Below are 26,299 nucleotides of genomic sequence, written 5' to 3' on the forward strand. Positions count from 1 at the left end.
AAACGTCGAACACGCATCGGAATGACCTCAATTTTTGCCGGTTGAGGCCGTTAAACAAGATGTTCAAGTAACGCGGCGGCATGTGTACGGTGTCGCCCTTCAGGATGACGCATGTCCAATCTCATCAATCTCGGCCTCAGTGGACTGAACGCAGCCCAGTGGGGACTCACGACGACCGGCCAGAACATCAGCAACGCGTCGACGCCTGGCTACACCATCGAAACGCCGGTGTATGCGGAAAGCGGCGGCCAGTACACGGGCTCGGGCTATCTGCCGCAAGGCGTCTCGACCACGACCGTGACGCGCCAGTACAGCCAGTATCTGACCACTGAGCTGAACAACGCGCAGAGCTCGGGCAGCTCGCTGTCGACGTACAACACGTTGATTTCGCAACTCAACAATCTGATCGGCAGCCCGACCGCCGGGATTGCGAGCGCGATCACCAGCTATTTCACGGGCTTGCAGAACGTCTCGAACAACGCGTCGAGCCTGGCTACGCGCCAGACCGCGATGAGCGGCGCGCAGACGCTGGTGAACCAGATCAACGCCGCGGGTCAGCAGTACGACGCGCTGCGTCAGAGCGTCAACACGCAGCTCACCAACACCGTTTCGCAGATCAACAGCTACACGCAGCAGATCGCGCAGTTGAACGGTCAGATCGCTCAGGCCAGCACGCAAGGCCAGCCGCCGAATCAGTTGATGGATCAGCGCGATCTCGCCGTGTCGAATCTGTCGCAACTGATTGGCGTGAATGTGGTGAACAGCAACGGCAGCTACAGCGTCTTCATGAGCAACGGCCAGCCGCTGGTGTCCTCCGCCAACAGCTATAACCTGGGCACGGCGCCTTCGACCGGCGACACCAGCGAACTGTCCGTTCAGTATCTCGGCCAGGCGGGTGCGAACCCGGCGGCCGCGCCGCAGAACCTGCCCGACAGCAAGGTCGCCGGCGGCACGCTCGGCGGTCTGCTCGCGTTCCGCAGCCAGACGCTCGATCCGGGTGAGGCGCAACTCGGCGCGATCGCCGTGAGCTTCTCCGCGCAGGTCAACGCGCAAAACGGGCTGGGCATCACGCTGGCCGGCGCCAAAGGTGGCGCGCTGTTCTCGGTGGGCGGCCCGACTGTTTATGCGAACACGCAGAATACCGGCAACGCGTCGCTGAACGTTTCGTTCGCGAATCCCGCCCAACCGACCACCGGCGACTACACGCTGGCCTACAACGGCACCACGTACACGCTAACCGACAATTCGACGGGCAGCGTGGTGGGTTCGGCGACCAACCTGAGCCAACCGATCAACGGCCTGAATTTCTCGACCACCGGCACGATGAACGCCGGCGACTCGTTCACGGTCGAGCCGACCCGCGGCGCGCTCAACAGCTTCGCGACCGCCACCACCGATGCCTCGGCGATCGCCGCCGCCGCGCCCGTGCTGGGCGCCGCCGCGTCGAGCAACACCGGCACAGGCACGATCACGCAGGGCACGGTAACGGCCGGCTACACCATGCCGAATTCGACCACCACGCTGTCGTACGACGGCACAGGGCTGTCCGGCTTCCCGGTCGGTTCGACGGTGACGGTGGCAGGTTCTCCGGCCACCACGTATTCGATCGCCAGCGCGGCGACGGTGGTGCCGTATTCGTCGGCCACCGGCGCCTCGCTGACGATCAACAACGCGACCGCCGGCCAGATGAACAATGTTTCGGTGACGATCAGCGGCGCACCGGCCGCCGGCGACAAGTTCACCATCGGCCCGAACACCGGCGCGACCAACGACGGCCGCAACGCGCTGGCGCTGTCGAATCTGTCCACCGCGAAAGCGCTGGCAGGCGGCACGGTCACGCTGACGGGCGCGTACGCGAACTACGTCAACAATATCGGCAACCAGACCAACCAGATTCAGACGTCGAGCGCCGCGCAAAGCTCGCTGGTGACGCAGATCACCACCGCGCAGCAGTCGGTTTCCGGCGTGAACATCAACGAAGAAGCAGCCAATCTGCTTCAGTATCAGCAGCTGTATCAGGCGAACAGCAAGGTTATCCAGACCGCGCAGACCCTGTTCCAGACGATACTCGGCATCTTCCAGTGAGGCGTTGACAATGCGCATCTCCAGCACGCAGTACTTCAATATGAACGTCGCGACGATGAGCGATCAGCAAGCTCAGTTGTCGCAGTTGTATGCCGAGATTTCGAGCGGCGTGAGCCTTTCCACGCCGTCGGACAATCCGCTCGGCGCGGCGCAGGCCGTGCGGTTGAGTTCGACGGCGACGACCCTGTCGCAATACACGACCAATCAGGGCACCGCGCTCGCTTCGCTGCAACAGGAAGACACCACGCTCGGCAGCGTCAATACCGTGCTGCAAACCATTCATACGCTGGTGCTGCGCGCCGGCGACGGTTCGCTGAACGACGGCGACCGCGGTTCGATCGCGACGCAACTGCAAAGCCTGCGCAGCCAGCTGATGACGCTCGCCAATTCGACCGACCCGCAGGGCAACTACCTGTTCGCCGGTTATCAAAGCAGCGCGCAGCCGTACACCACGAATTCGGCCGGCGTCGTGACCTATTCCGGCGACACCGGCACGCCCGGCGTGCAGGTTACGGATTCGCACGTGGTGCAGACCGGCGACAACGGCATTGCGATCTTCGGCAGCGTTGCGCCTATCGGCACCAGCGCCGTGCCGGCCGCGACGACCGGCAACACCGGCACGGGCGTGATCAGCCAGGTAAGCCTGACCAATCCGACCAATCCGACCAACGCCGACAAGTTCTCGATCAACTTCTCGTCGGCGACCACCTATACCGTGAGCCAGACCGATCCGGCTACCGGCGCGGTGACTACTAGCGCGCCGCAAGCGTTCACGGCCGGTTCGGCGATCACGCTCGGCGGCCAGTCGGTGTCGATCACCGGCGCGCCGAACGCGGGCGACAGCTTCACCGTGACACCGGCCACGCAAGGCAGCATGGATGTGTTCGCCAACCTGAGCCAGCTGATCACCACTTTGCAAACGCCGGTGTCGGGCGGCGCGTCGACGGCGAGCTTCCAGAGCGCGCTGACCACCAGCATGACCCAGCTCGAAAACACGATGAACAATGTCGTGACGGCGCAAGCGGCCGTGGGCGGTCGCGAGCAGGAAGTGCAGGCATTGCAGACGGTCACGCAGACCAACACGCTGCAGACGTCGAGCAATCTTGCGGATCTGACGCAGACCGACATGGTCAAGACGATCGGCAAGTACACGATGACGCAGGCTGCATTGCAAGCGGCGCAGCAAGCGTTCGCGAAGATTCAGAACATCTCGCTGTTTCAGTACCTGAGCTGACAGCGCACGTAGTCTGAAACGGAGAAGGGCGGAACCGGTGTGAGCCGGTTCCGCCCTTCTTCTTTTTCAATGCGCGGCGCAGTCGATGCAAGACGCTAAAAACTCCCCGAGGTGTAATCAGTCGCATAAAGCGCGACCGTCAAGATCGAGATGCCGAAGAACCAGCTAGCCCATTTCAAGGCGGACCAGCGGTTCCATGCAACTGCATTGATCAGACCCAAGAGCACCGCCGGTCCTATCAGATATGCGAGAAGAAGCGCAGCGTCCCGCGACGACACTGCACATTTGCCGAGTTCATGGCATTGAGCGATGGACTCATCGGAGTGGCGTGACCAATGAGTGTGACTGAATGCGTACAAACATGCCCATGTCAGAAATAGACCGCAGACGGCACCGGCCAGTGAGGCACCAAAGCGCTTCACTTGATCTCCCAGAACAGGATTGATTTTGAACTCCGCAGATCGGAGTAACTCAGCTCCGGAGCTACGGTTGCCCCTTGCCGAAATGACGGAATGCCTACGTAACGCCCAATAGTCGCTACGCCGTCGAAGAAGCCGCTGATCGTCAATCGTGAACCGTTCCAAAGATCGATGTGCCCACCGCTTGCGTTGCCCGCGCTCTCGCCGTTGCGCGTCCAATACCGCGAAAATTGGATGATGCCGGTGCGGCCTTTGACCTTTGATTCCCAATCGGCACCCGTTATATCGTCCGCCTTCGGAAGTCCTGCAAACGGACGCAACTTCAACCACTCGCCCAATTCGTCGGCTCGCGTCGCAGTGACCTTGCCATCAAGCATGATCCGGCCAATGGATGGCTGGCCGGAGAGCGGCTTAACCAATCTCTCCGAAAACGATTTCATTTCGACACCAACCCGGTGAAATGTCACACTTATCCGAATAGCGCATTGATCGCGATAGGCTGGATTATCGTAAGGGTCGCCCGATGGATAGTTATCCCACAACTCGTGAAAAGTCAGTGTCTTCAGTTGCATTTCCTTGATGGAATTGGGCGTCGAATTGGTTTCTACCACGGTCATTTTATTGGGCATTGCTCAGGCTCCGCCCTGTCGCGCAAGGGCTTCGTCGCCCCAGTACACTTTGTAATGGCAGGCTGCATCCGCGTAGACACGCGGCAGGTAACCGTCTTCATCAAGTCGCCCAGAAATAATCCCGCCGTTAGCCGATTCGATCAAGTACGGATAGCCTTCGAGGCTCGTCACCGTCGTTAAGACGCGCACCGGTTCGTCATAGATGCCTGTTGCCAGCGACGTTTTGTCGATTGTTGGTGCGACACTGCTCGCAGCCGCAGCAATGTCGCCGGTCCAGTAAAAACAGCCAGGATTCAGACCGGCCATCACATGGGTTGAGTCCACAAGGACACAGCACCAGATCGCCTTCGACTACGCTGGCTTGCCCCTTGTAGCGCCTGCGCGTAGCCGTGCCCGCAATCCTGAACACGCCTTGGCACCGGCCGCACGTTGCTTCGTCGCCATCCAGCGCGGACGGCTTGCCGTGGTCCGTCATGTGAGTGCCCGAACCCCCAATGACGAGCCCCGCCTGTCGTGGTCGGGTTGCCTTGCACCACAAGCGCTTTACGCATGGATCTCGTCCCCGCCGATGTACTCGCGCATGTACCCCGGCTCATGCAGGGTTGCACACTGATACGTCGTTTCGTTCGTCTCGCATCCCGGCATTCTGAATGTCTCCCGTATGAAATGAGCCAACATGGACGGGATTGGCGTGCGGTAGTTGAGCACACCTATCCCGCAATCCATTTCGGCGAATCGCAGAGAGGTTGGGTATCCGACAAGTCCGAAAAGAAGATAAGTTTTGTGACGATTTGTCGATGGAAGCGCGGAAGTCTCAACCTGAGTCGGCAAGCTAGCCGCGAGCGAACGCGGTTGCAATGCTGCACGCCAAGCGAGTCAATTCAGTTCGGATTGCACGCGAAGAAATGCCCGCTCTCGGCGGGCATGAGGATTAGCGACTCGCTGCAACGTAACGACGCAAAGGCCCGTAGCGCCCTTAGCGAATAGCTCACTACCTGAACCCCGCTGCGACGCGCCCCATCTGATCGATACCAACATCGAAGAGCCGCGTGAAGAACGGAATCATGTTCGGGACCATCAGTTGCAGAAGCAGCATGCCGATCAGCATGGTCAACGGGAAACCGATCTGGAACACGCCGATCTGCGGCGCGGCGCGATTCAGAATGCCGAGCGAAAGATTGGTGATGAGGAGCGCGGCGACCACCGGCAGCGACAACAGCAGCCCCGCTGAAAACACCGTACTGCCGAAGTTCGCCAGCGTGCGCCAGCCGGGCGCGCCGAGAATGTTCGCCGACACGGGCACCGACTGGAACGTGGCGAGCAGCGCGCTGATCATCTGCAAATGGCCGTCGATCACCAGAAACACCAGCATGGCGATGGTGTTCATGTAGCTCGACAGCACCTGACTCGAACTGGCCGCCTGCGCATCGAAGAAGGTCGCAAAGCCCAGCCCCATGCCGAGGCCGACAAAGTCACCGGTCGCGCTGATCGCCTGAAACACGATCTGCATGGTCATTCCAAGCGCGATGCCGATCAGGAACTGGTTGACGATGATCCACACGCCTTCGGCCGAAAACACCGTGACTTGCGGCAGCGCACCGAGCGTAGGCGCGACGATGATCGTGATGAAGGCCGCGAGGCCGATCTTCACGCGGATCGGCAGCGAGCGGTTGCCGAGCACCGGCGCGGTGGCGACCAGCGCGAGGATGCGCACGAACGGCCACAGGAACGCGGTGAGCCAGGCGTTCAGTTGCGCGTAGGTGACGGAAAACATCGTGGCTCGGAAGGGAAGGTGAGAACCAGCGCGCCGTTCAGTTGACGAGCGTCGGAATGTTGGTGAGCGTCTGGCGCAGATAGTCGAGCATAGTCGTGAGCATCCACGGACCGGCGAGCACCATCGTGACGGCGATCGCGAGCAGTTTCGGAATGAACGACAGCGTGCTTTCGTTGATCTGCGTGGCGGCCTGGAACAGGCTCACCACCAGGCCGACCACCAGCGCGACCAGCAGCAACGGCGCGGCGAGCAGCAGGCCGACATACATGGCCTGGTGCGCGAGCGTCATGACGGATTCTTGATTCATGGCGATGGGACCGGAAGCGTGAAGGGCGTGGGCGCGGTTAAAAAGCGCGGTTACACGAAGCTCTGTGCGAGCGAGCCGAGCAGCAACTGCCAGCCGTCCACAAGCACGAACAGCATCAACTTGAACGGCAGCGAAATGGTCGCGGGCGACACCATCATCATACCCATCGACATCAGCACGCTCGCCACCACCATGTCGATGATGAGGAACGGAATAAAAATCGTGAAGCCGATCTGGAAGCCGGTTTTCAGTTCGCTCGTCACGAACGAGGGCACCAGCAGCGACAGCGGTACGTCTTCCGGACCTTGCATCGGCGCGGCGTGCGAAATGCGCGCGAACAACGCGAGATCGCTTTCTCGAGTCTGGCGCAGCATAAAGGTTTTGAACGGCGCGAGGCCGCGGTTGACGGCGGTCTCCATCGGCATCGTGCCGTCGGAGAATGGTTTGTAGCCGTCGGTGTAGGCCTTGTCGAGCACCGGCGACATCACGAACAGCGTGAGGAACAGCGCGAGTCCGACCAGCACCTGGTTAGGCGGCGTCGTGGTCGTGCCGAGCGCCTGGCGCAGCAGCGAGAGCACGATGATGATGCGCGTGAAGCTGGTCATCATCAGTACCATCGCCGGCAGGAACGACAGCATCGTGAGCAGCAGCATCGTCTGCACGCTCAGCGAGTAGGTCGTGCCGCCGTTCGGGCCCGGGCTCGTGTTGAAGGCCGGCAGGCCGGCGATCTGCGCGAACGACAGGGTCGGCACTGCGAGCATCAACGCCGCCAGTGCGATCGGGGCGACTGGCGCCACGCGGCGCACGGCCGAAATCACTTTCGATGTGGTGCTGGACATGCGAGCGGATTGCGCGTGACGCGCCGAAGAGAGACTGAACTGCATTACCGAACCCCGCCGCCTTGCCCGTTGAAACGTTTGCCCACTTCGCCTTTTAAAGCGTCGCGAAAGCGTTGGCCGAAGGTGCCCGGCAGTGCCGTGCCGGCAGCAGGCGCGCTTGCGGGACCGGCTTGCGTGGCGCCGAGCGGATCGGCGGCGGCCGAGCCTGCCGGCATCGTGTGAAGCAGACGGACATTGCCGGGCGCCGTGCCGAGCACGAGCCACGTATCGCCGATCTCGACCACCGCGACCCGCTCCTTGCCGCCGAGCGAGGCGCCGCCGATGGTCTTCACGAGACCGCTGCGGTTCGCCGGCTGCAAGCCGAAGCGGCGAGCGAGCCACGCGCAACCGAACACCAGACCGATCACGACCAGCAGCCCGACAATGGTTTGCAATACCGCGCCGACGCCGAGCGCCGGAACAGCAGAACCCGCGCCGACGCCCGAGGCGATCTTCGCCGCGTTGTTGACCGCGTTCATGTCCGCTGCCTGAGCAACGGGCGCTGCGAGCAGCGCGACCAGCGAAGCCGACGTCCCCAAGGCTGCGGCCACGACGTTCGCCGCCCGTGCAGCGCAATTCAGAACAGTGCGCAAGACGGCGCGACCGGCAACGCGATTCATCGATTCAACTTCCGGATACGTTCGGACGGCGTGATGATGTCGGTCAGACGGATACCGAACTTGTCGTTCACCACCACCACCTCGCCCTGCGCGATCAGACAGCCGTTCACCAGCACGTCCATCGGTTCGCCGGCCATGCCGTCCAGTTCCACCACCGAACCCTGCGCGAGTTGCAGCAGGTTGCGGATAGCGATTTTGGTGCGGCCGAGCTCGACGGTCATCTGAACAGGAATGTCCAGGATCATGTCGATGTCGTTGCGCGTCGTGGTCGGCTCGACTTTCGACAGCGGCTGGAACACGCCGGCCGTCGTCGCGCTGACTTCCGAATTGTCGTTCTGCTCGGCCAGCGCGCTGGCCCAGTCGGCCATCGCCGCTTCGTCTTCGGCAGCGGCTGCGTCGGCGGCGAATTGCGGCGCGCCAGCGGCCAGTTCGGCCTCAGTCTTTGCGTTCAGGTCACTCATATCCACCTTCCTTCATCGTTTCGGCTGCGCTGATCATCTTCTGGACCCGCAACGCATACTGACCATTGAAAATTCCGTAGCCGCATTCCATCACCGGCACACCGTCGACTTTCGCCGTGATGTGTTCGGGGATGTTGATCGGCAGAACATCGCCTTTGCGCATGTTCAGGATCTGTTCGAACGTGACCGGCACCTGCGCGAGGTCGGCGGTCAGTTCCACTTCTGCTGCCTGCACCTGCTGCGACAGCACGCGGACCCAGCGGCGGTCGACTTCGAGCGCCTCGCCCTGGATCGGCGACGAGAGAATGTCGCGGATCGGTTCGATCATCGAGTACGGCATGCAGATATGCAGCGTGCCGCCCGTCGTGCCGAACTCGATCGAGAACTGCGTGACGATGACGATTTCGTTAGGCGTCGCCACGTTGGCGAACTGCGTGTGCATTTCCGAGCGCACGTATTCGAACTGCAGCGGACGCACGCTTTTCCACGACGCCGTGTAGTTGTCGAACACCAGGTTCAGCAGCTTGTTGATGATGCGCTGCTCGGTCTGCGTGAAGTCGCGCCCTTCGACGCGGGTATGGAAACGCCCGTCGCCGCCGAACAGGTTGTCGACCACGAAGAACACCAGGTTCGGATCGAACACGAACAGCGAGGTGCCGCGCAAGGGCTTCACGTGGACCAGGTTCAGGTTGGTCGGGATCGGCAGGTTGCGGGTGAATTCGCTGTACTTCTGCACCTTCACCGGGCCGACGGAGATTTCCGCGGAGCGCCGCATGAAGTTGAAAATGCCGACGCGCAACAGGCGCGCGAAGCGGTCGTTGATGATTTCGAGGCCGGGCATCCGGCCGCGGACGATGCGTTCCTGCGTCGCGATGTTGTAGGGCCGTACGCCTACACGGTCGCTTTGCTCGGCTTCCGAGTCGGTTTCGCCGGTTACGCCCTTGAGGAGGGCATCGACCTCCTCCTGGGACATGAACTCTTCGTGGCCCATTCCTTATTCCTCGTGCGTCCCGTGGCGGTTGATGATGGCAGCGCTGATTAACGTCACGATCGACGTCACTGCACGACGAATTCGGTGAACAGCACGTCCTGGACATGGATCGGCGCGGCGCCCTTGTCGGTCGGCTGCTCGATCAGCGTGCGCAGTTCCGTGGCGAGAGCGCGCTTGCCATCGAGCGGCGCGAGTTCGTCAGGGTGCTTGTTCGACAATGCGAGCAGGATGCGGCTGCGCACTTCGGGCATGTGGTCGGTCAGCTCTTGCTGGGTCTTTGCGTCGGTCAGTTTTAGCGTCAGGCCGATGCGCAGGAAATGTTGCTGGCCGTCGTCGGATTGCAGGTTCACCGTCATGGATTCGAGCGGGAAGAACAGCGGTGCTGGAGCCGGCGGCGGTGCCGCTTCAGCAGAAGTCGCGGCCGGGGCCCGCTTCGACATGAAGAACCAGACGCCCGCGCCTGCTGCGCCCGCGGCAATGATCGCAATCAGCACGATCAGGATGATGCGCTTCATCGGGCCGGGAGACGCCGGCGCGGCTTGTTGAGGTGCGGTCGTGGTTGCCATGAGGTTTGCTTTTCCTGCTTTTAGTGCTGGTGGTATGGATTGTTGTTGATTTGCTTGCGGCGCGATGGGCCGAAAAGAAGGGGGATTGTTGGTTATCTCTTGTTTTTGCTTCTTCTTTGGCCTTTGCTTGATTTGCTCGTGGTCTATTAGCGTTGCCCCTGTGCGGGGCGGCACCTACTTTCTTTGCCGCGGCAAAGAAAGTAGGCAAAGAAAGCCGCTTCACACCGCAAGCCCATAAGCGGGTCCCCCGCACAGCCGCGCTCGTGGTCCATCTGGAATCCGTGCTCTCGCACACTCCACGTAAGTGACAAAGCCGTCATTCTTCCGGCGGCGCTTCGCGCGCCGTCGCGGTAGCTTTGTCCATCGTTGGACGCAAATCGGCGCCCCTGGAGGGCGCCGATCTCAAATCGTCCGCGAATCAAGGTGCGGATTGTGCTCGCCCAGGCGCGGCGAACGATGCTGCCCGGGCGTGAAAACTCACGCGAACGTGTCCACTAGGCCAACCGTGCGGCGTATGGGGACGTTGACCGCCGAGGCCACCGCGTCGCCGCCGCCAAACGATCCGCTCCCGCCGCTCGAGCGGCCGCCGGAACGGCCGGAGTCGGCACTCTGCTGCTGGCCGCTCTGGCGCGCAAAGCCGTCGCTGACGCTCGCGCTTCCCAGCCCAATGCCGTTGGATTCCATCGCCTCGCGTAACTTCGGCAGCGCGGCTTCGACGGCTTCACGCACAGACTGGTGCTGCGATACGAACAACGCATGTGCATGGTTATCGGCAACCTGCAAGACAACCTGTAGCGGCCCCAGATCCTTCGGATTCAAGGTGAGCTCGGCGCTCTGCGAATGTGCGTTCGATAAGAACACCACCTTCTGGCTCAACGCGTCTTCCCAGTCAGTCGTGCCGACCTGCGGTGACAACGTATTCGCCGCTTCCGCCGCGCCGGCGTTGCCCGTGGTCTGGACCGCCGCCGTCGTGCTTGCTGCGCCCGCGGCAGCCTGCGACGCGGCTAGCGCCGCTGTTGCGGCATCCGCCGCGCTCTTGAAAGAGGCCAGGTCGTCGGCCTGCGGGCCGCCGGCTGCCGTTGCCGTTAATGCGTCAGCCGCAGCTTTTGCGACCGCTGATGGGTCGGCCACGGTCGCCGCCGCGGTCGTCATCGCGGCTTTCGCTGCAGTCGATCCCTTGCCGTCGCCAAACAGGCCGGCCGCCAACGTCTTGCCGTCCGCGCTTCCGTTCAGCCCTGCGCTCGTGCCAGCCAAGCCGTTTGCCGAGGTCGCGGCGTTCGCGGCCGCGCCAGTCGCTAACGCCTGCGCGGGAACGCCCTGGCCGTTCGCCAGCGCGGCCAGCGCTGCCTGCAACGCGTCTTGCAATGACTTCGGATCGGTGGCGCCGGTTTTCTTGCCCGGCGTGCTGCCCGTCGTGGCGTCCGTCGTCGTGCCGGGCAGCGCGGTCGCGGCGTCGGTCAAAGCCGTGGTCGGGTCAGTGGTTGTCGGCGTATTGGCATTGTTTGCGTCGGCTTGAGCTTGCGCTTGAGCCTGCGCTTGAGCGGCAGCGGCTGCCGCCGCGGTACCGGCGTCGGTCTGGCTCGCCGTGTTGCCGGATTTCGCCGGCGCGGCGTTCGTCTTGTCGGTCGAAGCCTGTTGCGTATCGCCCGACGAAGCCGTGGACGAAGCCGAGTTCGTCGGCTTGCTCGTGTCCTTGCTGCTTGCGTCGTCCGCGCTCTTCGGCGCAGGGTCGGCCGGCGGCGGCGCGTCGTGCACGCTCGACGAAGACTGCGACGCTCCAGAAGATGCGGCGGCCGCAGCCGCAGCCGCAGCCGCAGCCTGCTGCTGGCTCGCGCTCAACGCAGCCGCGCTGTTCTGCTGGTCGATGCTCTGCTGCAACGTTTGCGAGAACGGTTTGGCGTTCGCCGCAGCGGCCATCGCCGCGCTGGTGGACGTGCTGCTGGCGGAGCCGAGCAGCGAGCCGATCTGTGAAAGAAGCGACATAGGGAATCCTGTCAATCGGTCAAACGAGGTGTTCAGTCAATCGAGACGGCGCTCGTGCGCCAGATACACGTCAGGCGCCTTCGGCGCGCATCCTCAGAATCCGGGCGGCGTGTTCATCGGCGTCGCGCTGGTCGCGCCGCGCCGTGGTTTTGGCTTCGGCTGCCTCGCCGCGCGCCTGCAGCACTTCGTACGAGCCCAGCTTCTGCTTCTGACGCTGCCAGTCGGGCTTGGCGGCCTCGACGCGCGCGTTGGCCGTCACCAGCAAATTGCGCTGCTGCTCGATGGCGGCGTCGAGCGTGTCGATGAATGCCTGAAAATTGCGCATGTTCCCCGCAGGCATGCCGGTCTGAGCAGTCGCGGTGAAGCGCGCGTGATATTCGTCGCGGTACTGGACGAGGGCGTCGAGCTGCGACTGCACGTCGTTGCGCTCGCGCTGCGCGCGGCCCAGACGCTGCGCGGCGGCGTCCACATCGTCCTGGGCGAGGCCAATGAGGGTCTTGATCGGAAAGTGTTTCGCCATCGTCAGCCTCCTTGGGCAAACAGCCCGTCCAGCATCTCGAGACTCGGTTCAAAGTTCGCGCACTCGCGAAAACCTTGCTGCAAAAAGGCTTCCATCCGCGGATACAGCGCAATTGCGCGGTCGAGCAGCGCGTCGCGCCCGCTCGAATACGCGCCGACGTTAATCAGATCGCGGTTGCGCTGATAGCGCGACAGCATCTGCTTGAACATACGCGTCTTGTCCAGATGGTTATCGTCGATCAGCGCGGTCATTGCCCGGCTAATCGACGCTTCGATGTCGATGGCCGGATAGTGACCGGCTTCAGCCAGCGAGCGCGACAGCACGATGTGGCCGTCCAGAATCGCGCGCGCCGAGTCGGCGATCGGATCCTGCTGGTCGTCGCCCTCGGTCAGCACCGTATAGAACGCGGTGATCGAGCCGCCGCCCGCCGGGCCGTTGCCGGTCCGCTCGACGAGCGCCGGCAGCTTGGCGAACACCGAAGGCGGATAGCCCTTGGTGGCGGGCGGCTCGCCGACGGCCAGCGCGATCTCGCGCTGCGCCATCGCATAGCGGGTCAGCGAGTCCATCAGCAGCAGCACGTGCTTGCCCTGGTCGCGAAAATATTCAGCAAGCGAGGTCGAATACGAGGCGGCCTGCATGCGCAGCAGCGGCGAGACGTCGGCGGGCGCAGCGATCACCACCGAGCGCGCTAACCCTTCCTCGCCGAGAATCTGCTCGATGAATTCCTTCACTTCGCGGCCGCGTTCGCCGATCAGGCCGATCACGATCACTTCGGCGCTGGTGTAGCGCGCCATCGTGCCGAGCAGCACCGATTTACCGACGCCCGAGCCGGCGAACAAGCCCATGCGCTGGCCACGGCCGACGGTCAACAATGCGTTGATCGCGCGCACGCCGACGTCGAGCACCTTGTGAATCGGTTCGCGGTTCAGCGGATTGATGACCGGCGCGGACAGCGGGGCGTCGGCATGCGCGCCGAGCGGGCCGAGTCCGTCGAGCGGACGGCCGGAGGCATCCAGCACGCGGCCGAGCAATTCCCAACCGACCGGCAGACGTTTGGCGCCCGCCATCGGATCGGCGATCGGCGCGCTTTCGAGCGGAAAAACGCGCGCGCCGGGGAGGAGGCCGATCACTTCGGTGGTCGGCATCAGAAACAGCTTGTCGCCGGAGAAGCCGACCACTTCGGCTTCGGCCATCGGCAGCGAACTGCCTTGCGGCAGTTCGATCATCACTTCGGCGCCCACGGACAGACGCAGGCCCACGGCTTCGAGCACCAGACCGGCCGCGCGCGTGAGACGTCCGCAGGCGCGCATCGGCTTGGCGATCGCATTGCGCGCGCGCAGTGCGTCGAGGCGGCCGCGCCACGCTTGCACGTGCGGGTTGCTGTCGAGCGCGGGATCGTAAGGCGGGTGAGCGACAGCGGCGGTAGCAGGGCCCGCTGCGGCGGCAACGCGGCTCGCGGCGGCGCCCGTCGCCGGATGGGCGTGCGCCGGATCGCGCAAGGCGGCTTCGATTGCCGCGACCGCGGCAGCGGCGGGTGTTACCGCAGCCGGTTCTTCCGCAAGCGCTTCGGCGCCGAACGACGCCAGCGCCAGTTCGCGTTCGAGCGGCGTCAGGTCGCTGGCGCGGATCTCTTCGAGCGTCGGCTTCACCACGTGCTCACCTTGCCGAGTGCGGCGGCCACGCGCTCCCAGCGCGTGTTGATGCCGGCGTCCACTTCGCCGGTGTTGGCTTGCGCGCGGCAGCCGCCGCGCTCCACCGCCGGATCGGTACGCACGGTCCAGCCGCGCGTTTGCAGTTCTTCCATCAAATAGGCTTCGACAACCGGCAGATCGGCGGGACTCACGATTAAAGCCGGCGTGCCGACCAGCGTGGGCTCCGTGGCCAGCACCTCACGCGCGGCGGCGATCAGTGCCGTCGGGTCGTGCTGCACGTGCTGACGCACCACCTGTTGCGCGATGTCGAGTGCGAGCGCAACCAGCGTTTCGGAGATCGCGCCCTGCGCGCCGTCGAGCGCGGCCTTGAAGGTTTCGGCCAGCGCGGCGAGCCGCGCGGCTTCTTCGCGCGCTTCGCTCTGGCCTTGCTCGAAACCCTGCGCATGGCCCTGGTCGTAACCGGCCTGATAGCCGAGCGCCTGACCGGCCACGTGGCCGGACGCGATGCCCTGCGCATGAGCGGCGTCGCGCAAGCGTTCGAGTTCGGCTTCGAACGCGCCGTCGTCGACTTCGGGTTCGGGCGGCGCCGGCGGCACCGGATCGAACGAGGCCATCTCCCAGCGCTGGTAGGCCGAGAGGCGTTCCTTCGCTGCGGAGTTCTGATCAGACATATGCATCTTCGGCCTTGCCGCCTAGAACGATCTGGCCGCCTTCGGCCAGGTTGCGCACGATCTGCAGGATGCGGCGTTGCTGCGTCTCGACTTCGGAGACGCGCACCGGACCGCGCGCGTCGAGGTCTTCGGCGAGCAGTTCGGCCGCACGCTGCGACATGTTCGACAGGAACTTCTGGCGCAGCGCGGGCGGCGCGCCCTTCAGCGAGATGATCAACGCCTCGGACTCGACTTCCTTCAGCAACAGCTGGATCGCGCGGTCTTCCAGATCGAGCAGGTTCTCGAACACAAACATCTGATCAATGATCTTCTGCGCAAGTTCCGCGTCGTACTGACGAACATTCTCGATGACGCCTTCTTCATGATTGCTCGACATGAAGTTGAGAATTTCCGCCGCCGTGCGGATGCCGCCCATCGGGCTGCGCTTGAGGTTGTCGCTGCCGGACAGCAGGCCGGTCAGCACGTCGTCGAGTTCGCGCAGCGCGGCCGGCTGGATGCCGTCGAGCGTCGCGATGCGCAGCAGCACGTCGTTGCGCAGCCGTTCCGTGAAGCAGGCGACGATTTCCGACGCCTGATCGCGGTCCAGGTGCACGAGGATGGTCGCGATGATCTGCGGATGCTCGTTCTTGATCAGTTCCGCGACCGCTGCGGAATCCATCCACTTGAGGCCTTCGATACCGCTGGTATCGCTGCCTTGCAGAATGCGGTCGATGATCGCGCCGGCCTTGTCGTCGCCGAGCGCCTTGGTCAGCACCGAACGGATGTACTCGTTCGAATCCAGCGACATGCCGGTGTGCTGCTCGGCCTCGCGCACGAACTCCTGCAGGACTTCGTCGACCTGCTCGCGGGTCACGCTCTTAAATGCGGCCATCGCGACGCCAATCTTCTGGACTTCACGCGGCCCGAGGAACTTGAACACCTGCGCGGCTTCTTCCTCGCCGATCGACATCAGCAGGAGCGCGCTCTTCATTACGCCTTCAGCGCTCATCGGACACCCAATTTTTCACGACGGTTGCAACGATCTTCGGATCCTGACGCGCGATGTTGCGCGCGAATTCCAGGTTCCGCTCATATTTGTGCTTGGCGCTTTCGAGCGCCAGCAGCTCGCTATCGCTTTCCAGTTCGGCGACGCTGCTGTTGCCGTTCGCGCCCATGCGCTCGGCGGCGGGAATGCCGTCCAGCAGGATCGGCTCGTCCGGCGAGGCCAGCGCCGCGACGGCGGCCGGCTCGGGCGGCGGGAAGGCGCGGCGCAGCGCCGGCTTCACCATCACGAAGTAGAGGAACAGGGCGACCGCGCCGATGCCGAGGTAAGTCGCGATCTGCTTGGCGAGCGCGATCATGTCCGGCGTGCGCCACCACGGCAGGTCGGCGTTCGGATCGACTTCGGTGCTGAACGGGCTGTTGACCACGTTGACCGAGTCGCCGCGCGCCTGGTCGAAGCCCATTGCGTCCTTCACCAACTGGTTGACCTGCGCGAGCTTGTCGGCTGTGACCGGCTGCATGGTGGCGTGGCCCTTGGCGTCGACCACACGCAGATAGTTCACCACCACCGCCACCGACAGACGCTTGATGCCGCCCATCGGCCGTTCGAGATGGCGCACCGTCTTGTCGAGTTCGTAGTTGGTGGTCGAGTCCTTGCGGTCGCTGACCGGCGTGGTCGTCACGCCGCTCGCGCCAGTCGGCGCGTTGATGGGCGCCGAAGCCGGCTGCGGCGGCTGGTTCGACAGCGCGCCCGGCACGCCCGAGGCCGCGCCTTGTGACATTTCCGTGGCGGTGCTCGATTGCTGGCTGCGGATCGCCGCCTGTTGCGGGTTGCCGTTGGGGCCGTAGTTTTCCGAGGTCTGCTCGCTATGCGAGAAGTCGATATCGGCGCTGACCTGCGAATGCGCGTTACCCGAGCCGAACAGGGGCGCCAGGATAGCGTCGATGCGCTGCTGGGTGCTGCGCTCGATCTGCTGGCGGTACTTGAGTTGCGAGGCGTCGAGTCCGCTGCCGGTGGACGGCTGCGTCAACAGGTTGCCGTCCTGATCGAGAATGGTCACGCCTTTCACCGGCATATCCGGCACCGCCGACGACACCATATGCGTGATCGCGAGCACCTGGCCTTCGTCGAGCGCGCGGCCGGGGTAGAGGTTGACCAGCACGGAGGCGGACGGTGCTTCCTTGTCGCGCACGAACACGGACGGCTTCGGAATCGCCAGATGCACGCGCGCCGACTTCACCGACGAAATCGACTCGACCGTGCGCTCCAGTTCGCCTTCCAGCGCGCGCTGATAGTTGATCTGTTCGGCGAACTGGCTGATGCCGAACTTCTGGTTGTCCATTAGTTCGAAGCCCACCGAGCCGCTCTTGGGCAAGCCTTGCGAGGCCAGGCGCAGACGCATTTCATGCACCTGCTCGGCCGGCACGAGGATCGCGCCGCCGGCGTCGGAGAACTTGTAGGGAATATTGGCCGCCTGCAGTGCCGTGATGATGGCGCCGCCGTCGCGGTCCGACAGGTTGCTGTAGAGCACCTTGTAGTCCGGCGCCCGCGACCACAGGAACAGCCCCGCCACCACGGCGACCAGCAGCGCCACCGCGAAGATCAGCGGAGCGCGCGGGTTGCCGCGCATTTGCGCGAGGCCGGACAGGCGCTGACCGAAGTTGCCACCGAGGTTGCTCCCCAGGCCGCCGAGGTCTGCTGCGCCGCCGGCCTGGCCGGCACCGGCCGCACCGGCGCCGGGCTGCGCACCGGCGAGGCCCATGCGGGCGTCGGGGTTGATCAAAGAGTTGGCTGACGAATCCATGCGTCGGGTTTCTCCGGGATGCCTTTTGCGTTCTGCCCGCTACCGCACCGAGGGTCGGCGGGCGCACGGACAGAGACTTTCACCCTTGAAATTATCCGCAGCACGGCCCAAGCCGATTGCTTGAATAGAGCCGGGTTTCCCCCCTAGTTTCGGGGCTTTCCCGTATGGCCCGCTGCTATGCTTTCGTCCAGATCGGTACGGTTTGGCATACCGGTCGTCCTTCCCTGGAGAAAACATGACTTTCCCCGTGAACGCGCTTTCGTCGGCGCTGCAACAGATGCAGTCGATGGCGGCGCAAGCGGCCGGCGGCAGCAATACGGTCGCTGACACGTCCGGCGCGGCGACGCCCACCGGTTTTGCGTCGGCACTGAAAGCCTCGCTGGACAAGATCAGCGGCGATCAGACCAAGGCGGTCGGCGAATCGCAGGCGTTCGAACTCGGCTCGTCGAACGTGTCGCTCAACGACGTGATGGTCGACATGCAAAAGGCCAACGTGGGCTTCCAGTTCGGCCTGCAGGTGCGCAACAAGCTGGTGTCCGCCTATAACGACATCATGCAGATGTCGGTGTGAACGCCGCTCGGGCGGCAAGGCTGTTCCGCCCGCCCGAACGCGTGCGCGCCGTGCGGCTCTCGAAGGCTGCACCGTTTGGCCGCTTAATCCTCCTTGCACTGGCCTAAAGCTTTCCCGCTGTCTTTCCGATAACAAGGTACAGGCAGACATCGGGGCGCGGCAACGTGCCGGGATGAGGTGCCACGACCAACCGCAGTGCAAGAGAGGAGGAGCGCCGATGTTTTCCCCAGGACACTCTGGAGCCAATGCGTACGCACGCGTCGGCGTCGAGACAGGGGTGATGGGCGCGAGTCCGCATCGTCTGATCGTGATGTTGTATCAGGGCGCAAGGCAAGCGATCGCGCAGGCGCGCATGCATTTGCAGCAGGGCAATGTGTCGGCTCGCGGAGAGGCGATCGGCAAGGCGATTCAGATCGTCGAAAGCGGGCTGCAGCAATCGCTCAACCTTGAGGCGGGCGGTGAGATTGCGGAGCGGTTGAACGCGCTGTATAGCTATATGTCGCGCCGGCTGCTCGAAGCCAACATAAAACAAAGCGAGGCGATGCTGGTCGAGGTGGATGGTCTTCTGGCCACACTCGAAGAAGCATGGATCGGGATTGCCCCGGAGATCGCGCGGATGGCAGCCCAGCCCGCCGCGGAAAGCATGAGATGACATCGAACGCAGAATACTTCGCCCGTTACGAGGCGATTGCAGCGATTTCCTGCCGCATGCTGATAGCTGCCCGGCGCGCACTGTGGAACGATCTGGTCCACCTGCAAGAGGAATACCGCCATCTGGTGGAGGCGTTGAAAGAGGCCGAAACGGGCGTGAAGCTCGACGAGGCGGAGCGTCTGCGCAAGTACGCGCTGATCCGCCAGATCCTCGCCGACGACGCCGCGATCCGAGATCTGGCGAATCCGCGCATGGCCAATCTGTCCGCGCTGTTCGCCGGACGGCCGACGCGCGTGCTCAAGGAGCTGTACGGAGCGCGCTGAGTTGCGCCGCGCGCGCCGAGAAGCGCCTCTATCCATCCGGCTGACTAACTTTATTTGAGCGCGACGCCGCCAATGTGACCAAGGAATCGGCATGAACGGGATCGACACGACTGTCGCTTCGGTGCTCGCGAGCCGGATCGATAGTCTGCTCAATATCGCGCCAGGCAGTGCGGCTGCTTCGCAAGCCGGCACGGCGGGCGTCGAAACCGCGCCGACTATGCCGGCGCTCATTGAGACGCCCGCGCCGCAGCCTTCCGCCCAGACCGCGCTGTCCGCCGTCGCGCTGACGCTCAATGCGATCGTGCGCTCGGGCGGCGAAGCGACGCCCGCCGTGATCGGCCAGACGCCCATCTGGCCGGCCGCGCCCGCGCTCGATATCGAAGTCTACGCGTTGCCGCTGTTCGATACGTCCGCTGCCGCAACGGCTGCCACTGCATCTACCGCCAATCCGAATGCCGCTGCCACCGCGGCCACCGCCAATGTCGCGGCGGCCCAGGTGCCGGTCGCGGCGCTCGCCGCTGCGCTCGAACAGACCGTCGGCGATAGCGGCCTCTTTTATGAAGCGCATCTCGCGCAATGGCTGGCGGGACAGCGTTCGCCCGCTTCGCTTGCCGGCGAGGCGCAAAACAAACTCGTTGCCGCTGCCGCGCAATTGCCGCTCGACTGGGCGAACGACGGCGGCGACGCGTCGCCCGCCAATCCGTCCGCCCGGCAGGGCATGGGTGCGATGCCAAATGGTCCCTCGAACGGCGGCGCGCAAGACGCCGGCGCCGCCGCTCGCGGGATGCCTTCGATCCCCAACGCGCAAGCCGCGCGTTTCGTGGCCGGCGAAGTGCTGGCCAGTTCCCTGTCGGACCTGAACGGCCAGCCCGCGCATGCGAGCCTGCACACCGCGGCGGCGCAAACCGTCGACGGCGGCGCCTCGCAGAATTCGCAGTCGATGGCGGCGGCGGTTCATCCCGCGACCGTGCCGTTGGTGCGTCAGCAGCTCGATCTGCTCGCGACCGGGCAGTTTCGCTGGACCGGCGAAGCATGGCCGGGCGCCAAGCTCGACTGGACCATCGAACAGGACGGCGACGAATGGGACCGTAGCGGCGGCGGTACGGCAAGCGAGGACGACCACCCGTGGCGTACCCGCCTGACGCTATCGCTGCCGACGCTCGGCACCGTCGATGCGGAGCTGACACTGACCGGCACGCGGCTCGTCGCGCGCGTGCAGGCAAGTCCCGGCGGCGCCGCGCGCCTTGCGATGCAAGGTGAGAGCTTCCGTCAGCGGCTCGCGGCGGCGGGCATCCAGTTGAATGGCTTGACGATTCGCGAGATCGGCGGCGGCGCGCCCGCCACTGCTTCGAATGCCGCGGGCGCGGCGGCCGCTCAGGCGGCGGCGTCGGCGTATGCGCGATCGGCTTCGGCGGCTGGTTCGGCAGAGGCGGGCGGTGCGGCCGGCTCGGCAACGAACCGGACCGCGGGCGGGCGCCGTCGCACCGCGGCCACGCCGCTGGACGATTTCGATTGGGACATGTGATGAGCCGCAAACATCGCCGCAGCGCGGCCGCGCTCGTCTACGACGCCCAGGGCAGTGATCCCGCGCCGCGCGTGATCGCGAAAGGCTACGGCATGCTGGCCGAGATGATCGTGCAGCGGGCCAAGGAAGCCGGCCTGTACGTGCACGAAGCGCCCGAAATGGTGTCGCTGCTGATGCAGGTGGATCTCGACGCGCGCATTCCGCCGCAGCTTTATCAAGCGGTGGCGGAAATGCTCGCGTGGCTGCATCGGCTGGAAAGCGGCGCCGAGAACGAGCCGCCGCCAGCCGCGAACGCCGGCGTGCCGGATGTCATCGACGTGGTGGCCACCGAAATCGAAGGCGGCCCGGCAACGCGCTGAGCGTCAGAATCGCATCATCAGTTTCAGCAGCGCGTTGACCCGTTTGCCGTACGGCGGCGAAATCCAGCCGCGGGCGTTCAGACGCGCCTGCGTCAGTACCGGTTTCATCTTCGAGAACGTCACGAAGCCTTCGTAGCCGTGGTACGCGCCCATTCCGCTCGCGCCGACTCCGCCAAACGGCAGGCTCTCGCACGCCAGATGCATCAGCGTCTCGTTGATCGCCATGCCGCCGGCGATGGTTTCGTGCGTCACGCGCTCGATGGTGGCGGTGTCGTCGGCGTAGAGATACAGCGCGAGAGGACGCGGCCGGGCGTTGATCCACGCGATCGCGTCGTCGAGCGTGTCGTAGGACACGATCGGCAGCAGCGGCCCGAAGATTTCCTCCTGCATGAGCGCGCATCCGTCCGGCGCGTTGGTGACGGCGATCAGCGGGAAGCGGCGGCTCGTTGCATCGGGTGAACTGTCGGTGAGCGCGTGCAGTTGCGCGCCGGCGGCCTGGGCTTCGTCGGCGAGCCGCTCCAGCCGCGTAAAGTGGCGCGCCGAAATGATCGAGGTGTAATCCGGGTTGCCGGCGAAGTTCGGGTACATCTTCGCCATCCGCGCGCGCGCCCGTTCGACGAACGCCTGCTCCTTGCCGCGCGGCACCAGCACGTAATCGGGTGCGACGCAGGTTTGCCCCGCGTTGAGCGTCTTGCCGGCGACGAGGTTGTCCACCGCATTGTCGAAACGCGCATGCGCGCCGATGATGGCCGGCGACTTGCCGCCCAGTTCGAGCGTGACCGGCGTCAGATGCTCGGCCGCGGCGCGCATCACTTCGTGACCGACCTTGGTCGAACCCGTGAACAGCAGGTGATCGAAGGGCTGCGCGCTGAAAGCGGCGGCGAGCGCGGCGTCGCCGTTCACCACCGCGACGTGATCGCGCGCGAAGGTCTGGCCGATCAACTGCTCGAATAGCGCCGAAGTGCGCGGCGTCAGTTCGGACATTTTGATGATCGCGCGATTGCCGGCGGTCAACGCGCTGACGAGCGGCCCGACGGCGAGCAGCACCGGATAATTCCACGGCACGATGATGCCGACCACGCCGAGCGGCTGCGGCACGACTTTCGCGCGCGCCGGCAGCAGCCATTTGTTGGTGCTGCGGCGTTGTGATTTCATCCAGCGCTTGCCATGACGTAGCGCGCCGTCGATTTCCTCCTTCACCAGCAGGAATTCCGCGAGCAGCACTTCCTGTTTCGCGCGATTGCCGAAGTCGGCGCTCATCGCATCGGCGAGCGCGTCGCGATTGTCGAGCATGGCTTTGCGCAGCGCTTTCAGATGCGCGGCACGTATGTCCCACGACGGATACGGCGCGCGTAAATAAGCGTGGCGCTGCTCGCGCAGCAGCGCTTCGAGCGCGGCGACTTCCGGCAGATCGTTCTTCATGTGTGTCCACTCCCTGATGGATTGTGTTGCGCGTCGAGTCGCGCTTTTATTGGATTTGCTTATGCTGCTTTTCCGCTGCTTCGCGGCGCGCCTGAAGCGTGCGTGCTGAACGTCAGGCGGGAAACGCTCTTTCGATGATCGCCGCGTGATCGAACGTGGCCGGCAGCGTGCCGTACACGCGGCCGCTTTCGCCGCAGCCGTCGGCAAGACGCGTGGCAATGAACGCCTCAGCCACTTCGGCGGGCGCGTGTTTGAGCAGCAAGGTGGCCTGCGCGATCAGCACGACTTGCTGCGCGATCCGCCGCGCTGAAGCTTCGCGATGCTCGGCCGGTCCGTTGAGCGTGGCGGCGAGTTTGCCGAGCGCGGCGCTCAATGCCGGATGCGTTTGCGCGTCCGCTTGCCACGCGGCGAACAATGCCTGCGCCGCTTCCGGCTCGCGCTCCATAGCGCGCAGTACGTCGAGGCACATTACGTTGCCGGAACCTTCCCAGATCGAATTCACCGGCGCTTCACGGTAGAAACGCGCCATCGGCCCGGTTTCGACATAGCCGTTGCCGCCCCAGACTTCCATCGCCTCGCCGGTGAATTCCAGCGCGCGTTTGCAGACCCAGTACTTCGCCGCGGGCGTGACGATGCGGCGCCACGCGCGCTCGGCGAGCGAGGTGGAGGCAGCGTCGGTCGACTCTTCGAACGCGCGCGCAAGGCGCATGAACAGCACCGTCGCCGCTTCCGATTCCAAAGCCAGATCGGCGAGCACGTTGCGCATCAGCGGCTGATCGGCGAGATGCCGGCCGAACGCACTGCGATGACGCGCATGGTGAATGGCCTGCACGAGCGCCGCGCGCATCAGCGCCGCGCTGCCGATCACGCAATCGAGCCGCGTGTAATTCGCCATTTCGATGATGGTCGGCACGCCGCGTCCTTCGTCGCCGATCATGATGCCGAACGCGTCGAGGAATTCGACTTCGCTGCTCGCATTCGAGCGGTTGCCGAGCTTGTCTTTCAGACGCTGGATCTGCACGTTGTTCTTGCGGCCGTCCGGCGCGAAGCGCGGCACGTAGAAGCACGAGAGGCCTTCGTGTTCGTCGGTGCGGGCGAGTACCAGATGCGCGTCGCACTGCGGCGCGGAGAAAAACCATTTGTGACCGACGAGCCGGTAGGTGGCGCTGCGGCCGCTGCCGGCGGTGGAGTAGGCGCGGGTTTGATTGCTGCGCACGTCCGAGCCGCCTTGTTTTTCGGTCATGCCCATGCCGATCATCGCGGAAGTTTTCTGCTTGAGCGGCAAATCGCGTGAATCGTGCTCGCGCGCGTAGAGCTTGTCGCGCAATGTGGCGAATAGCGCGGGTTCGCGTTGCAACACGGGGATGCTCGCGAAGGTCATGGTCAGCGGGCAGAGCGAGCCGGATTCGATTTGCGCGTGCAGGAAGTAACCGGCGCAGCGCGCCACCATCGCGCCGCGTTGCGGGTCGGAAAACGGCAGCGCGTGCAGGCCTTCGCGGCGCAGCAGCGAGAGCAGCGCGTGCCACGAAGGATGAAACTCCAGCGCGTCGATGCGCTCGCCGCGCGGACTATGCGTGAAAAGCTCGGGCTCGTGACGGTTCGCCAGCTCGGCGAGCGACAGCGTCTCGGGCGTGGTGAGCGCCGCTCCGTGCTGCAGCAATGCACCGCGATGCCACCCGGCGCCGTCGCGTTCGAGGGCGGCGGACAACGCGGCGTCGCTGGAAAACAGGTTGTAGTCCGCGAGCGGCGGAACCTGATTGGTCACCTCGTGAGTCTGGCCGAAGCTGTGCCTTTCCATCTGCTGTCTCCGTTCGACGCATGCTCGCCGACGTCGGTCGGCAGTGCGCTGTTTAATCGCCGCGTGTCGTGCCGCGCGCTGAGAGGACGGCGCGTGCGACGCCGTGTTTGAATGCCGGGCGCAGCCGCCCGGCGGGCGTTAGCGCGTCTTTCATCATAGGGGCGCGGCGGCCGTTCCGTTTAGAGGAATCGCTCTGGCGTGAACCCGCCGCGCCATCCGAACGCTCCCTACAATGCCGAGGAAACACACGTAGACAAGTGTGCACGAGACAAGGGCGCGCGACAACGCGGCCTATCAGGAGGAGCGGATGCAATACGACTACATCATCGTCGGTGCAGGCTCGGGCGGCTGCGCGCTGGCGAGCCGTCTCGCGGATAGCTGCCCGGACGCGACGATCGCGCTGATCGAAGCCGGCCCGCACACGGACCGCAATCTGTTCGTCAACATGCCGGTCGGCGTCGCGGCCGTGGTGCCGCACAAACTCAAGACCAATTACGGTTATCTGACCACGCCGCAGCCGGGGCTCGGCGGACGCCAAGGGTATCAGCCGCGCGGGCGCGGCTTTGGCGGATCGAGTGCGATCAACGCGATGATCTACACGCGCGGCCATCCGCTCGATTACGACGAATGGGCGGAACTGGGCTGCGAAGGCTGGTCGTGGGCGGAGGTGCTGCCGTATTTCCGCCGCGCCGAAGGCAACCAGCGCGGCGCCGACGCATGGCATGGCGACAGCGGCCCGCTGACTGTCTCCGATCTGCGCTATCAGAATCCGTTTTCACGGCGCTTCGTGCAGGCGGCGATGGAAGCCGGCTACAAACCGAATAGCGACTTCAACGGCGCGGATCAGGAAGGGATCGGCTTCTATCAGGTGACGCAGCGCGACGGACGCCGTTGCAGCGTGGCACGCGCCTATATCTACGACCGCGCGCGTCCCAACCTGCATACGATCGCCGACGCGACGGTGCTGCGCGTCGCCTTCAACGGCAAGCGCGCGAGCGGCGTGGAGATCGTGCGCGGCGGCCGCACGGAAACGCTCGAAGCACGCGCGGAGGTGGTGCTTGCGGCAGGCGCGTTCAATTCGCCGCAACTGCTGATGTGCTCGGGCATCGGACCGGCGGCGCATCTGCGGTCGCTCGGCATCGCGGTGCTGCACGACGCGCCGGAGGTCGGCCAGAATCTCATCGACCACGTCGATTTCACGATCAACAAGCGGGTTTCGTCGATCGAGCCGACCGGCTTTTCGATTCGCGGCATTGCGCGGATGTTGCCGCAGTTCGTCACGTTCATGCGTCATGGGTGCGGCATGCTGTCGAGCAACGTCGCCGAGGCAGGCGGTTTTCTGAAGAGCAAGCCGACGCTCGACCGGCCGGATCTGCAATTGCATTTTTGCGCGGCTATCGTCGACGATCACAACCGTCATATGCATTGGGGCCACGGTTATTCGCTGCACGTGTGCGTGTTGCGGCCGCACAGCCGCGGCACCGTGACTCTGGCGAGCGCGGACGCGCGCACCGCTCCGGTGATCGATCCGCGTTTCTTCAGCGACCCGCGCGATCTCGATCTACTGGTGGACGGCGCGCGGATGGCGCGGCGCATTCTCGATGCGCCCTCGCTCGCGCTGTATGGCGGCAGCGAGTTGTACACACATCCCGGCCAGTCGGACGCGGAATTGCGCCGCACGATCGCCGAGCATGCCGACACGATTTATCACCCGGTGGCCACGTGCCGGATGGGCGGCGACGCGCGCTCGGTGGTCGATCCGCAGTTGCGGGTGCGAGGCGTCACGGGGCTGCGGATCGTCGACGCTTCGGTGATGCCGACGCTGATCGGCGGCAACACCAATTCGCCGACGGTGATGATCGGCGAGCGCGCGGCCGATCTGATCGCGGCGGCCCGTCGCGAATTGCAAGCGGAGCTGAACATGGCGTCGATCGGCAGAGCCGGCATAACGGCGAATACCGCTTAAGCTTTCAGTGATATGTCAGAATTTGCCGCCAAATATGAGACAACTTGAGCGAACGTCTGTCAATTCGTCATAAATTGTGCCGCTTCGTTTATGAGATTTCCCGAAAC

Annotated in this window: 26 protein-coding genes; 8 read left to right on the forward strand and 18 right to left on the reverse strand. The window is 64.4% G+C overall.

Features of this window, described 5'->3' with window-relative positions; genetic code table 11:
- Positions 1-111 precede the first annotated feature (111 nt).
- Together flgK and flgL are read left to right on the forward strand one after the other, a co-directional pair.
- On the forward strand, positions 112-2,085 hold the full coding sequence (gene flgK, locus B0G75_RS09040) for a flagellar hook-associated protein FlgK (RefSeq protein WP_106303356.1): 1,974 nt from the start codon (positions 112-114) through the stop codon (positions 2,083-2,085).
- A 10-nt stretch (positions 2,086-2,095) separates the two neighbouring features.
- Complete coding sequence (gene flgL / locus B0G75_RS09045) at positions 2,096-3,319, forward strand: flagellar hook-associated protein FlgL (RefSeq protein ID WP_106303358.1); 1,224 nt, start codon at positions 2,096-2,098, stop codon at positions 3,317-3,319.
- A gap of 418 nt (positions 3,320-3,737) precedes the next feature.
- Here flgL and B0G75_RS09050 read toward each other — a convergent pair whose 3' ends face one another.
- The 16 genes from B0G75_RS09050 to fliF all read right to left on the reverse strand — a co-directional run bounded on the left by B0G75_RS09050 (position 3,738) and on the right by fliF (position 17,576).
- Positions 3,738-4,367, reverse strand: coding sequence for a type VI secretion system amidase effector protein Tae4 (locus tag B0G75_RS09050; RefSeq protein WP_106303361.1), 630 nt, complete (start codon positions 4,365-4,367; stop codon positions 3,738-3,740).
- Between the two features lie 3 nt (positions 4,368-4,370).
- A complete protein-coding gene (locus B0G75_RS40570; protein WP_181309218.1) occupies positions 4,371-4,673 on the reverse strand; it encodes a hypothetical protein in 303 nt (100 codons plus the stop codon).
- Positions 4,564-4,905, reverse strand: coding sequence for a PAAR domain-containing protein (locus B0G75_RS41990; protein ID WP_181309207.1), 342 nt, complete (start codon positions 4,903-4,905; stop codon positions 4,564-4,566). Before B0G75_RS41990 ends, B0G75_RS40570 begins: the two co-directional genes overlap by 110 nt.
- Positions 4,906-5,358: 453 nt before the next feature.
- Entirely contained in the window at positions 5,359-6,141 is a 783-nt protein-coding gene (gene fliR / locus B0G75_RS09065; RefSeq protein ID WP_106303370.1) for a flagellar biosynthetic protein FliR, read from the reverse strand.
- A 37-nt stretch (positions 6,142-6,178) separates the two neighbouring features.
- Complete coding sequence (gene fliQ / locus B0G75_RS09070; RefSeq protein ID WP_106303373.1) at positions 6,179-6,448, reverse strand: flagellar biosynthesis protein FliQ; 270 nt, start codon at positions 6,446-6,448, stop codon at positions 6,179-6,181.
- A gap of 50 nt (positions 6,449-6,498) precedes the next feature.
- A complete protein-coding gene (fliP, locus tag B0G75_RS09075; RefSeq protein WP_106303376.1) occupies positions 6,499-7,332 on the reverse strand; it encodes a flagellar type III secretion system pore protein FliP in 834 nt (277 codons plus the stop codon).
- On the reverse strand, positions 7,332-7,946 hold the full coding sequence (gene fliO / locus B0G75_RS09080) for a flagellar biosynthetic protein FliO (protein WP_181309208.1): 615 nt from the start codon (positions 7,944-7,946) through the stop codon (positions 7,332-7,334). The genes fliP and fliO overlap by 1 nt, the downstream gene beginning before the upstream one ends.
- The gene (gene fliN / locus B0G75_RS09085; protein WP_106303379.1) at positions 7,943-8,407 is read right to left on the reverse strand and encodes a flagellar motor switch protein FliN; all 465 of its coding nucleotides are present in this window, start codon (positions 8,405-8,407) and stop codon (positions 7,943-7,945) included. The genes fliO and fliN overlap by 4 nt, the downstream gene beginning before the upstream one ends.
- The gene (gene fliM, locus B0G75_RS09090; protein ID WP_012434692.1) at positions 8,400-9,398 is read right to left on the reverse strand and encodes a flagellar motor switch protein FliM; all 999 of its coding nucleotides are present in this window, start codon (positions 9,396-9,398) and stop codon (positions 8,400-8,402) included. The genes fliN and fliM overlap by 8 nt, the downstream gene beginning before the upstream one ends.
- A gap of 65 nt (positions 9,399-9,463) precedes the next feature.
- Positions 9,464-9,964, reverse strand: coding sequence for a flagellar basal body-associated protein FliL (gene fliL / locus B0G75_RS09095; RefSeq protein WP_106303382.1), 501 nt, complete (start codon positions 9,962-9,964; stop codon positions 9,464-9,466).
- A 477-nt stretch (positions 9,965-10,441) separates the two neighbouring features.
- A complete protein-coding gene (locus B0G75_RS09100; protein WP_106303385.1) occupies positions 10,442-11,947 on the reverse strand; it encodes a flagellar hook-length control protein FliK in 1,506 nt (501 codons plus the stop codon).
- Between the two features lie 70 nt (positions 11,948-12,017).
- Positions 12,018-12,467, reverse strand: a complete 450-nt coding sequence (gene fliJ / locus B0G75_RS09105; RefSeq protein WP_106284820.1) for a flagellar export protein FliJ — start codon at positions 12,465-12,467, stop codon at positions 12,018-12,020.
- Between the two features lie 2 nt (positions 12,468-12,469).
- Complete coding sequence (fliI, locus tag B0G75_RS09110) at positions 12,470-14,119, reverse strand: flagellar protein export ATPase FliI (protein WP_106303387.1); 1,650 nt, start codon at positions 14,117-14,119, stop codon at positions 12,470-12,472.
- On the reverse strand, positions 14,113-14,796 hold the full coding sequence (gene fliH, locus B0G75_RS09115; protein ID WP_181309209.1) for a flagellar assembly protein FliH: 684 nt from the start codon (positions 14,794-14,796) through the stop codon (positions 14,113-14,115). Before fliH ends, fliI begins: the two co-directional genes overlap by 7 nt.
- Complete coding sequence (fliG, locus tag B0G75_RS09120; protein ID WP_106303390.1) at positions 14,783-15,778, reverse strand: flagellar motor switch protein FliG; 996 nt, start codon at positions 15,776-15,778, stop codon at positions 14,783-14,785. The genes fliH and fliG overlap by 14 nt, the downstream gene beginning before the upstream one ends.
- Positions 15,768-17,576, reverse strand: coding sequence for a flagellar basal-body MS-ring/collar protein FliF (fliF, locus tag B0G75_RS09125; RefSeq protein WP_106303392.1), 1,809 nt, complete (start codon positions 17,574-17,576; stop codon positions 15,768-15,770). The genes fliG and fliF overlap by 11 nt, the downstream gene beginning before the upstream one ends.
- A gap of 235 nt (positions 17,577-17,811) precedes the next feature.
- On the opposite strand from fliF, the gene fliE reads away from it, so the two are divergent.
- From fliE to B0G75_RS09150, 5 genes are all read left to right on the forward strand, one after another.
- The gene (gene fliE / locus B0G75_RS09130; RefSeq protein ID WP_012434685.1) at positions 17,812-18,147 is read left to right on the forward strand and encodes a flagellar hook-basal body complex protein FliE; all 336 of its coding nucleotides are present in this window, start codon (positions 17,812-17,814) and stop codon (positions 18,145-18,147) included.
- 217 nt (positions 18,148-18,364) lie between these two features.
- Complete coding sequence (gene fliS / locus B0G75_RS09135; RefSeq protein WP_106303395.1) at positions 18,365-18,799, forward strand: flagellar export chaperone FliS; 435 nt, start codon at positions 18,365-18,367, stop codon at positions 18,797-18,799.
- Positions 18,796-19,122 (forward strand): flagellar protein FliT, encoded by a 327-nt coding sequence (locus B0G75_RS09140; protein WP_106303398.1) that lies wholly within the window; start codon positions 18,796-18,798, stop codon positions 19,120-19,122. The genes fliS and B0G75_RS09140 overlap by 4 nt, the downstream gene beginning before the upstream one ends.
- Positions 19,123-19,213: 91 nt before the next feature.
- The gene (locus tag B0G75_RS09145) at positions 19,214-20,647 is read left to right on the forward strand and encodes a flagellar hook-length control protein FliK (RefSeq protein ID WP_106303400.1); all 1,434 of its coding nucleotides are present in this window, start codon (positions 19,214-19,216) and stop codon (positions 20,645-20,647) included.
- A complete protein-coding gene (locus B0G75_RS09150) occupies positions 20,647-21,006 on the forward strand; it encodes an EscU/YscU/HrcU family type III secretion system export apparatus switch protein (RefSeq protein WP_106303403.1) in 360 nt (119 codons plus the stop codon). Before B0G75_RS09145 ends, B0G75_RS09150 begins: the two co-directional genes overlap by 1 nt.
- Positions 21,007-21,009: 3 nt before the next feature.
- Here the strand turns inward: B0G75_RS09150 and B0G75_RS09155 are convergent, their stop codons facing one another.
- Both B0G75_RS09155 and B0G75_RS09160 read right to left on the reverse strand, forming a co-directional pair.
- Positions 21,010-22,428, reverse strand: coding sequence for a coniferyl aldehyde dehydrogenase (locus B0G75_RS09155; RefSeq protein ID WP_106303406.1), 1,419 nt, complete (start codon positions 22,426-22,428; stop codon positions 21,010-21,012).
- Between the two features lie 112 nt (positions 22,429-22,540).
- Positions 22,541-24,226: an isovaleryl-CoA dehydrogenase gene (locus B0G75_RS09160; RefSeq protein ID WP_106303408.1), complete on the reverse strand. Its 1,686-nt coding sequence runs from the start codon at positions 24,224-24,226 to the stop codon at positions 22,541-22,543.
- Positions 24,227-24,533: 307 nt separating this feature from the next.
- Between B0G75_RS09160 and B0G75_RS09165 the strand changes: the two genes are divergently transcribed.
- Entirely contained in the window at positions 24,534-26,192 is a 1,659-nt protein-coding gene (locus B0G75_RS09165) for a GMC family oxidoreductase (RefSeq protein ID WP_106303411.1), read from the forward strand.
- Positions 26,193-26,299 lie beyond the last annotated feature (107 nt).

The organism is Paraburkholderia sp. BL18I3N2 (assembly GCF_003001875.1).
In the GTDB taxonomy this organism is placed as follows: domain Bacteria; phylum Pseudomonadota; class Gammaproteobacteria; order Burkholderiales; family Burkholderiaceae; genus Paraburkholderia; species Paraburkholderia phytofirmans.

Coding starts and splice junctions, on each gene's coding strand:
- flgK (WP_106303356.1), top strand. CDS start 112: ATGTCCAATCTCATCAATCTCGGCCTCAGTGGACTGAACGCAGCCCAG.
- flgL (WP_106303358.1), top strand. CDS start 2,096: ATGCGCATCTCCAGCACGCAGTACTTCAATATGAACGTCGCGACGATG.
- B0G75_RS09050 (WP_106303361.1), bottom strand. CDS start 4,367: ATGCCCAATAAAATGACCGTGGTAGAAACCAATTCGACGCCCAATTCC.
- B0G75_RS40570 (WP_181309218.1), bottom strand. CDS start 4,673: ATGGCCGGTCTGAATCCTGGCTGTTTTTACTGGACCGGCGACATTGCT.
- fliR (WP_106303370.1), bottom strand. CDS start 6,141: ATGTTTTCCGTCACCTACGCGCAACTGAACGCCTGGCTCACCGCGTTC.
- fliQ (WP_106303373.1), bottom strand. CDS start 6,448: ATGAATCAAGAATCCGTCATGACGCTCGCGCACCAGGCCATGTATGTC.
- fliP (WP_106303376.1), bottom strand. CDS start 7,332: ATGCAGTTCAGTCTCTCTTCGGCGCGTCACGCGCAATCCGCTCGCATG.
- fliO (WP_181309208.1), bottom strand. CDS start 7,946: ATGAATCGCGTTGCCGGTCGCGCCGTCTTGCGCACTGTTCTGAATTGC.
- fliN (WP_106303379.1), bottom strand. CDS start 8,407: ATGAGTGACCTGAACGCAAAGACTGAGGCCGAACTGGCCGCTGGCGCG.
- fliM (WP_012434692.1), bottom strand. CDS start 9,398: ATGGGCCACGAAGAGTTCATGTCCCAGGAGGAGGTCGATGCCCTCCTC.
- fliL (WP_106303382.1), bottom strand. CDS start 9,964: ATGGCAACCACGACCGCACCTCAACAAGCCGCGCCGGCGTCTCCCGGC.
- B0G75_RS09100 (WP_106303385.1), bottom strand. CDS start 11,947: ATGTCGCTTCTTTCACAGATCGGCTCGCTGCTCGGCTCCGCCAGCAGC.
- fliJ (WP_106284820.1), bottom strand. CDS start 12,467: ATGGCGAAACACTTTCCGATCAAGACCCTCATTGGCCTCGCCCAGGAC.
- fliH (WP_181309209.1), bottom strand. CDS start 14,796: ATGCATATGTCTGATCAGAACTCCGCAGCGAAGGAACGCCTCTCGGCC.
- fliG (WP_106303390.1), bottom strand. CDS start 15,778: ATGAGCGCTGAAGGCGTAATGAAGAGCGCGCTCCTGCTGATGTCGATC.
- fliF (WP_106303392.1), bottom strand. CDS start 17,576: ATGGATTCGTCAGCCAACTCTTTGATCAACCCCGACGCCCGCATGGGC.
- fliE (WP_012434685.1), top strand. CDS start 17,812: ATGACTTTCCCCGTGAACGCGCTTTCGTCGGCGCTGCAACAGATGCAG.
- fliS (WP_106303395.1), top strand. CDS start 18,365: ATGTTTTCCCCAGGACACTCTGGAGCCAATGCGTACGCACGCGTCGGC.
- B0G75_RS09140 (WP_106303398.1), top strand. CDS start 18,796: ATGACATCGAACGCAGAATACTTCGCCCGTTACGAGGCGATTGCAGCG.
- B0G75_RS09145 (WP_106303400.1), top strand. CDS start 19,214: ATGAACGGGATCGACACGACTGTCGCTTCGGTGCTCGCGAGCCGGATC.
- B0G75_RS09150 (WP_106303403.1), top strand. CDS start 20,647: ATGAGCCGCAAACATCGCCGCAGCGCGGCCGCGCTCGTCTACGACGCC.
- B0G75_RS09155 (WP_106303406.1), bottom strand. CDS start 22,428: ATGAAGAACGATCTGCCGGAAGTCGCCGCGCTCGAAGCGCTGCTGCGC.
- B0G75_RS09160 (WP_106303408.1), bottom strand. CDS start 24,226: ATGGAAAGGCACAGCTTCGGCCAGACTCACGAGGTGACCAATCAGGTT.
- B0G75_RS09165 (WP_106303411.1), top strand. CDS start 24,534: ATGCAATACGACTACATCATCGTCGGTGCAGGCTCGGGCGGCTGCGCG.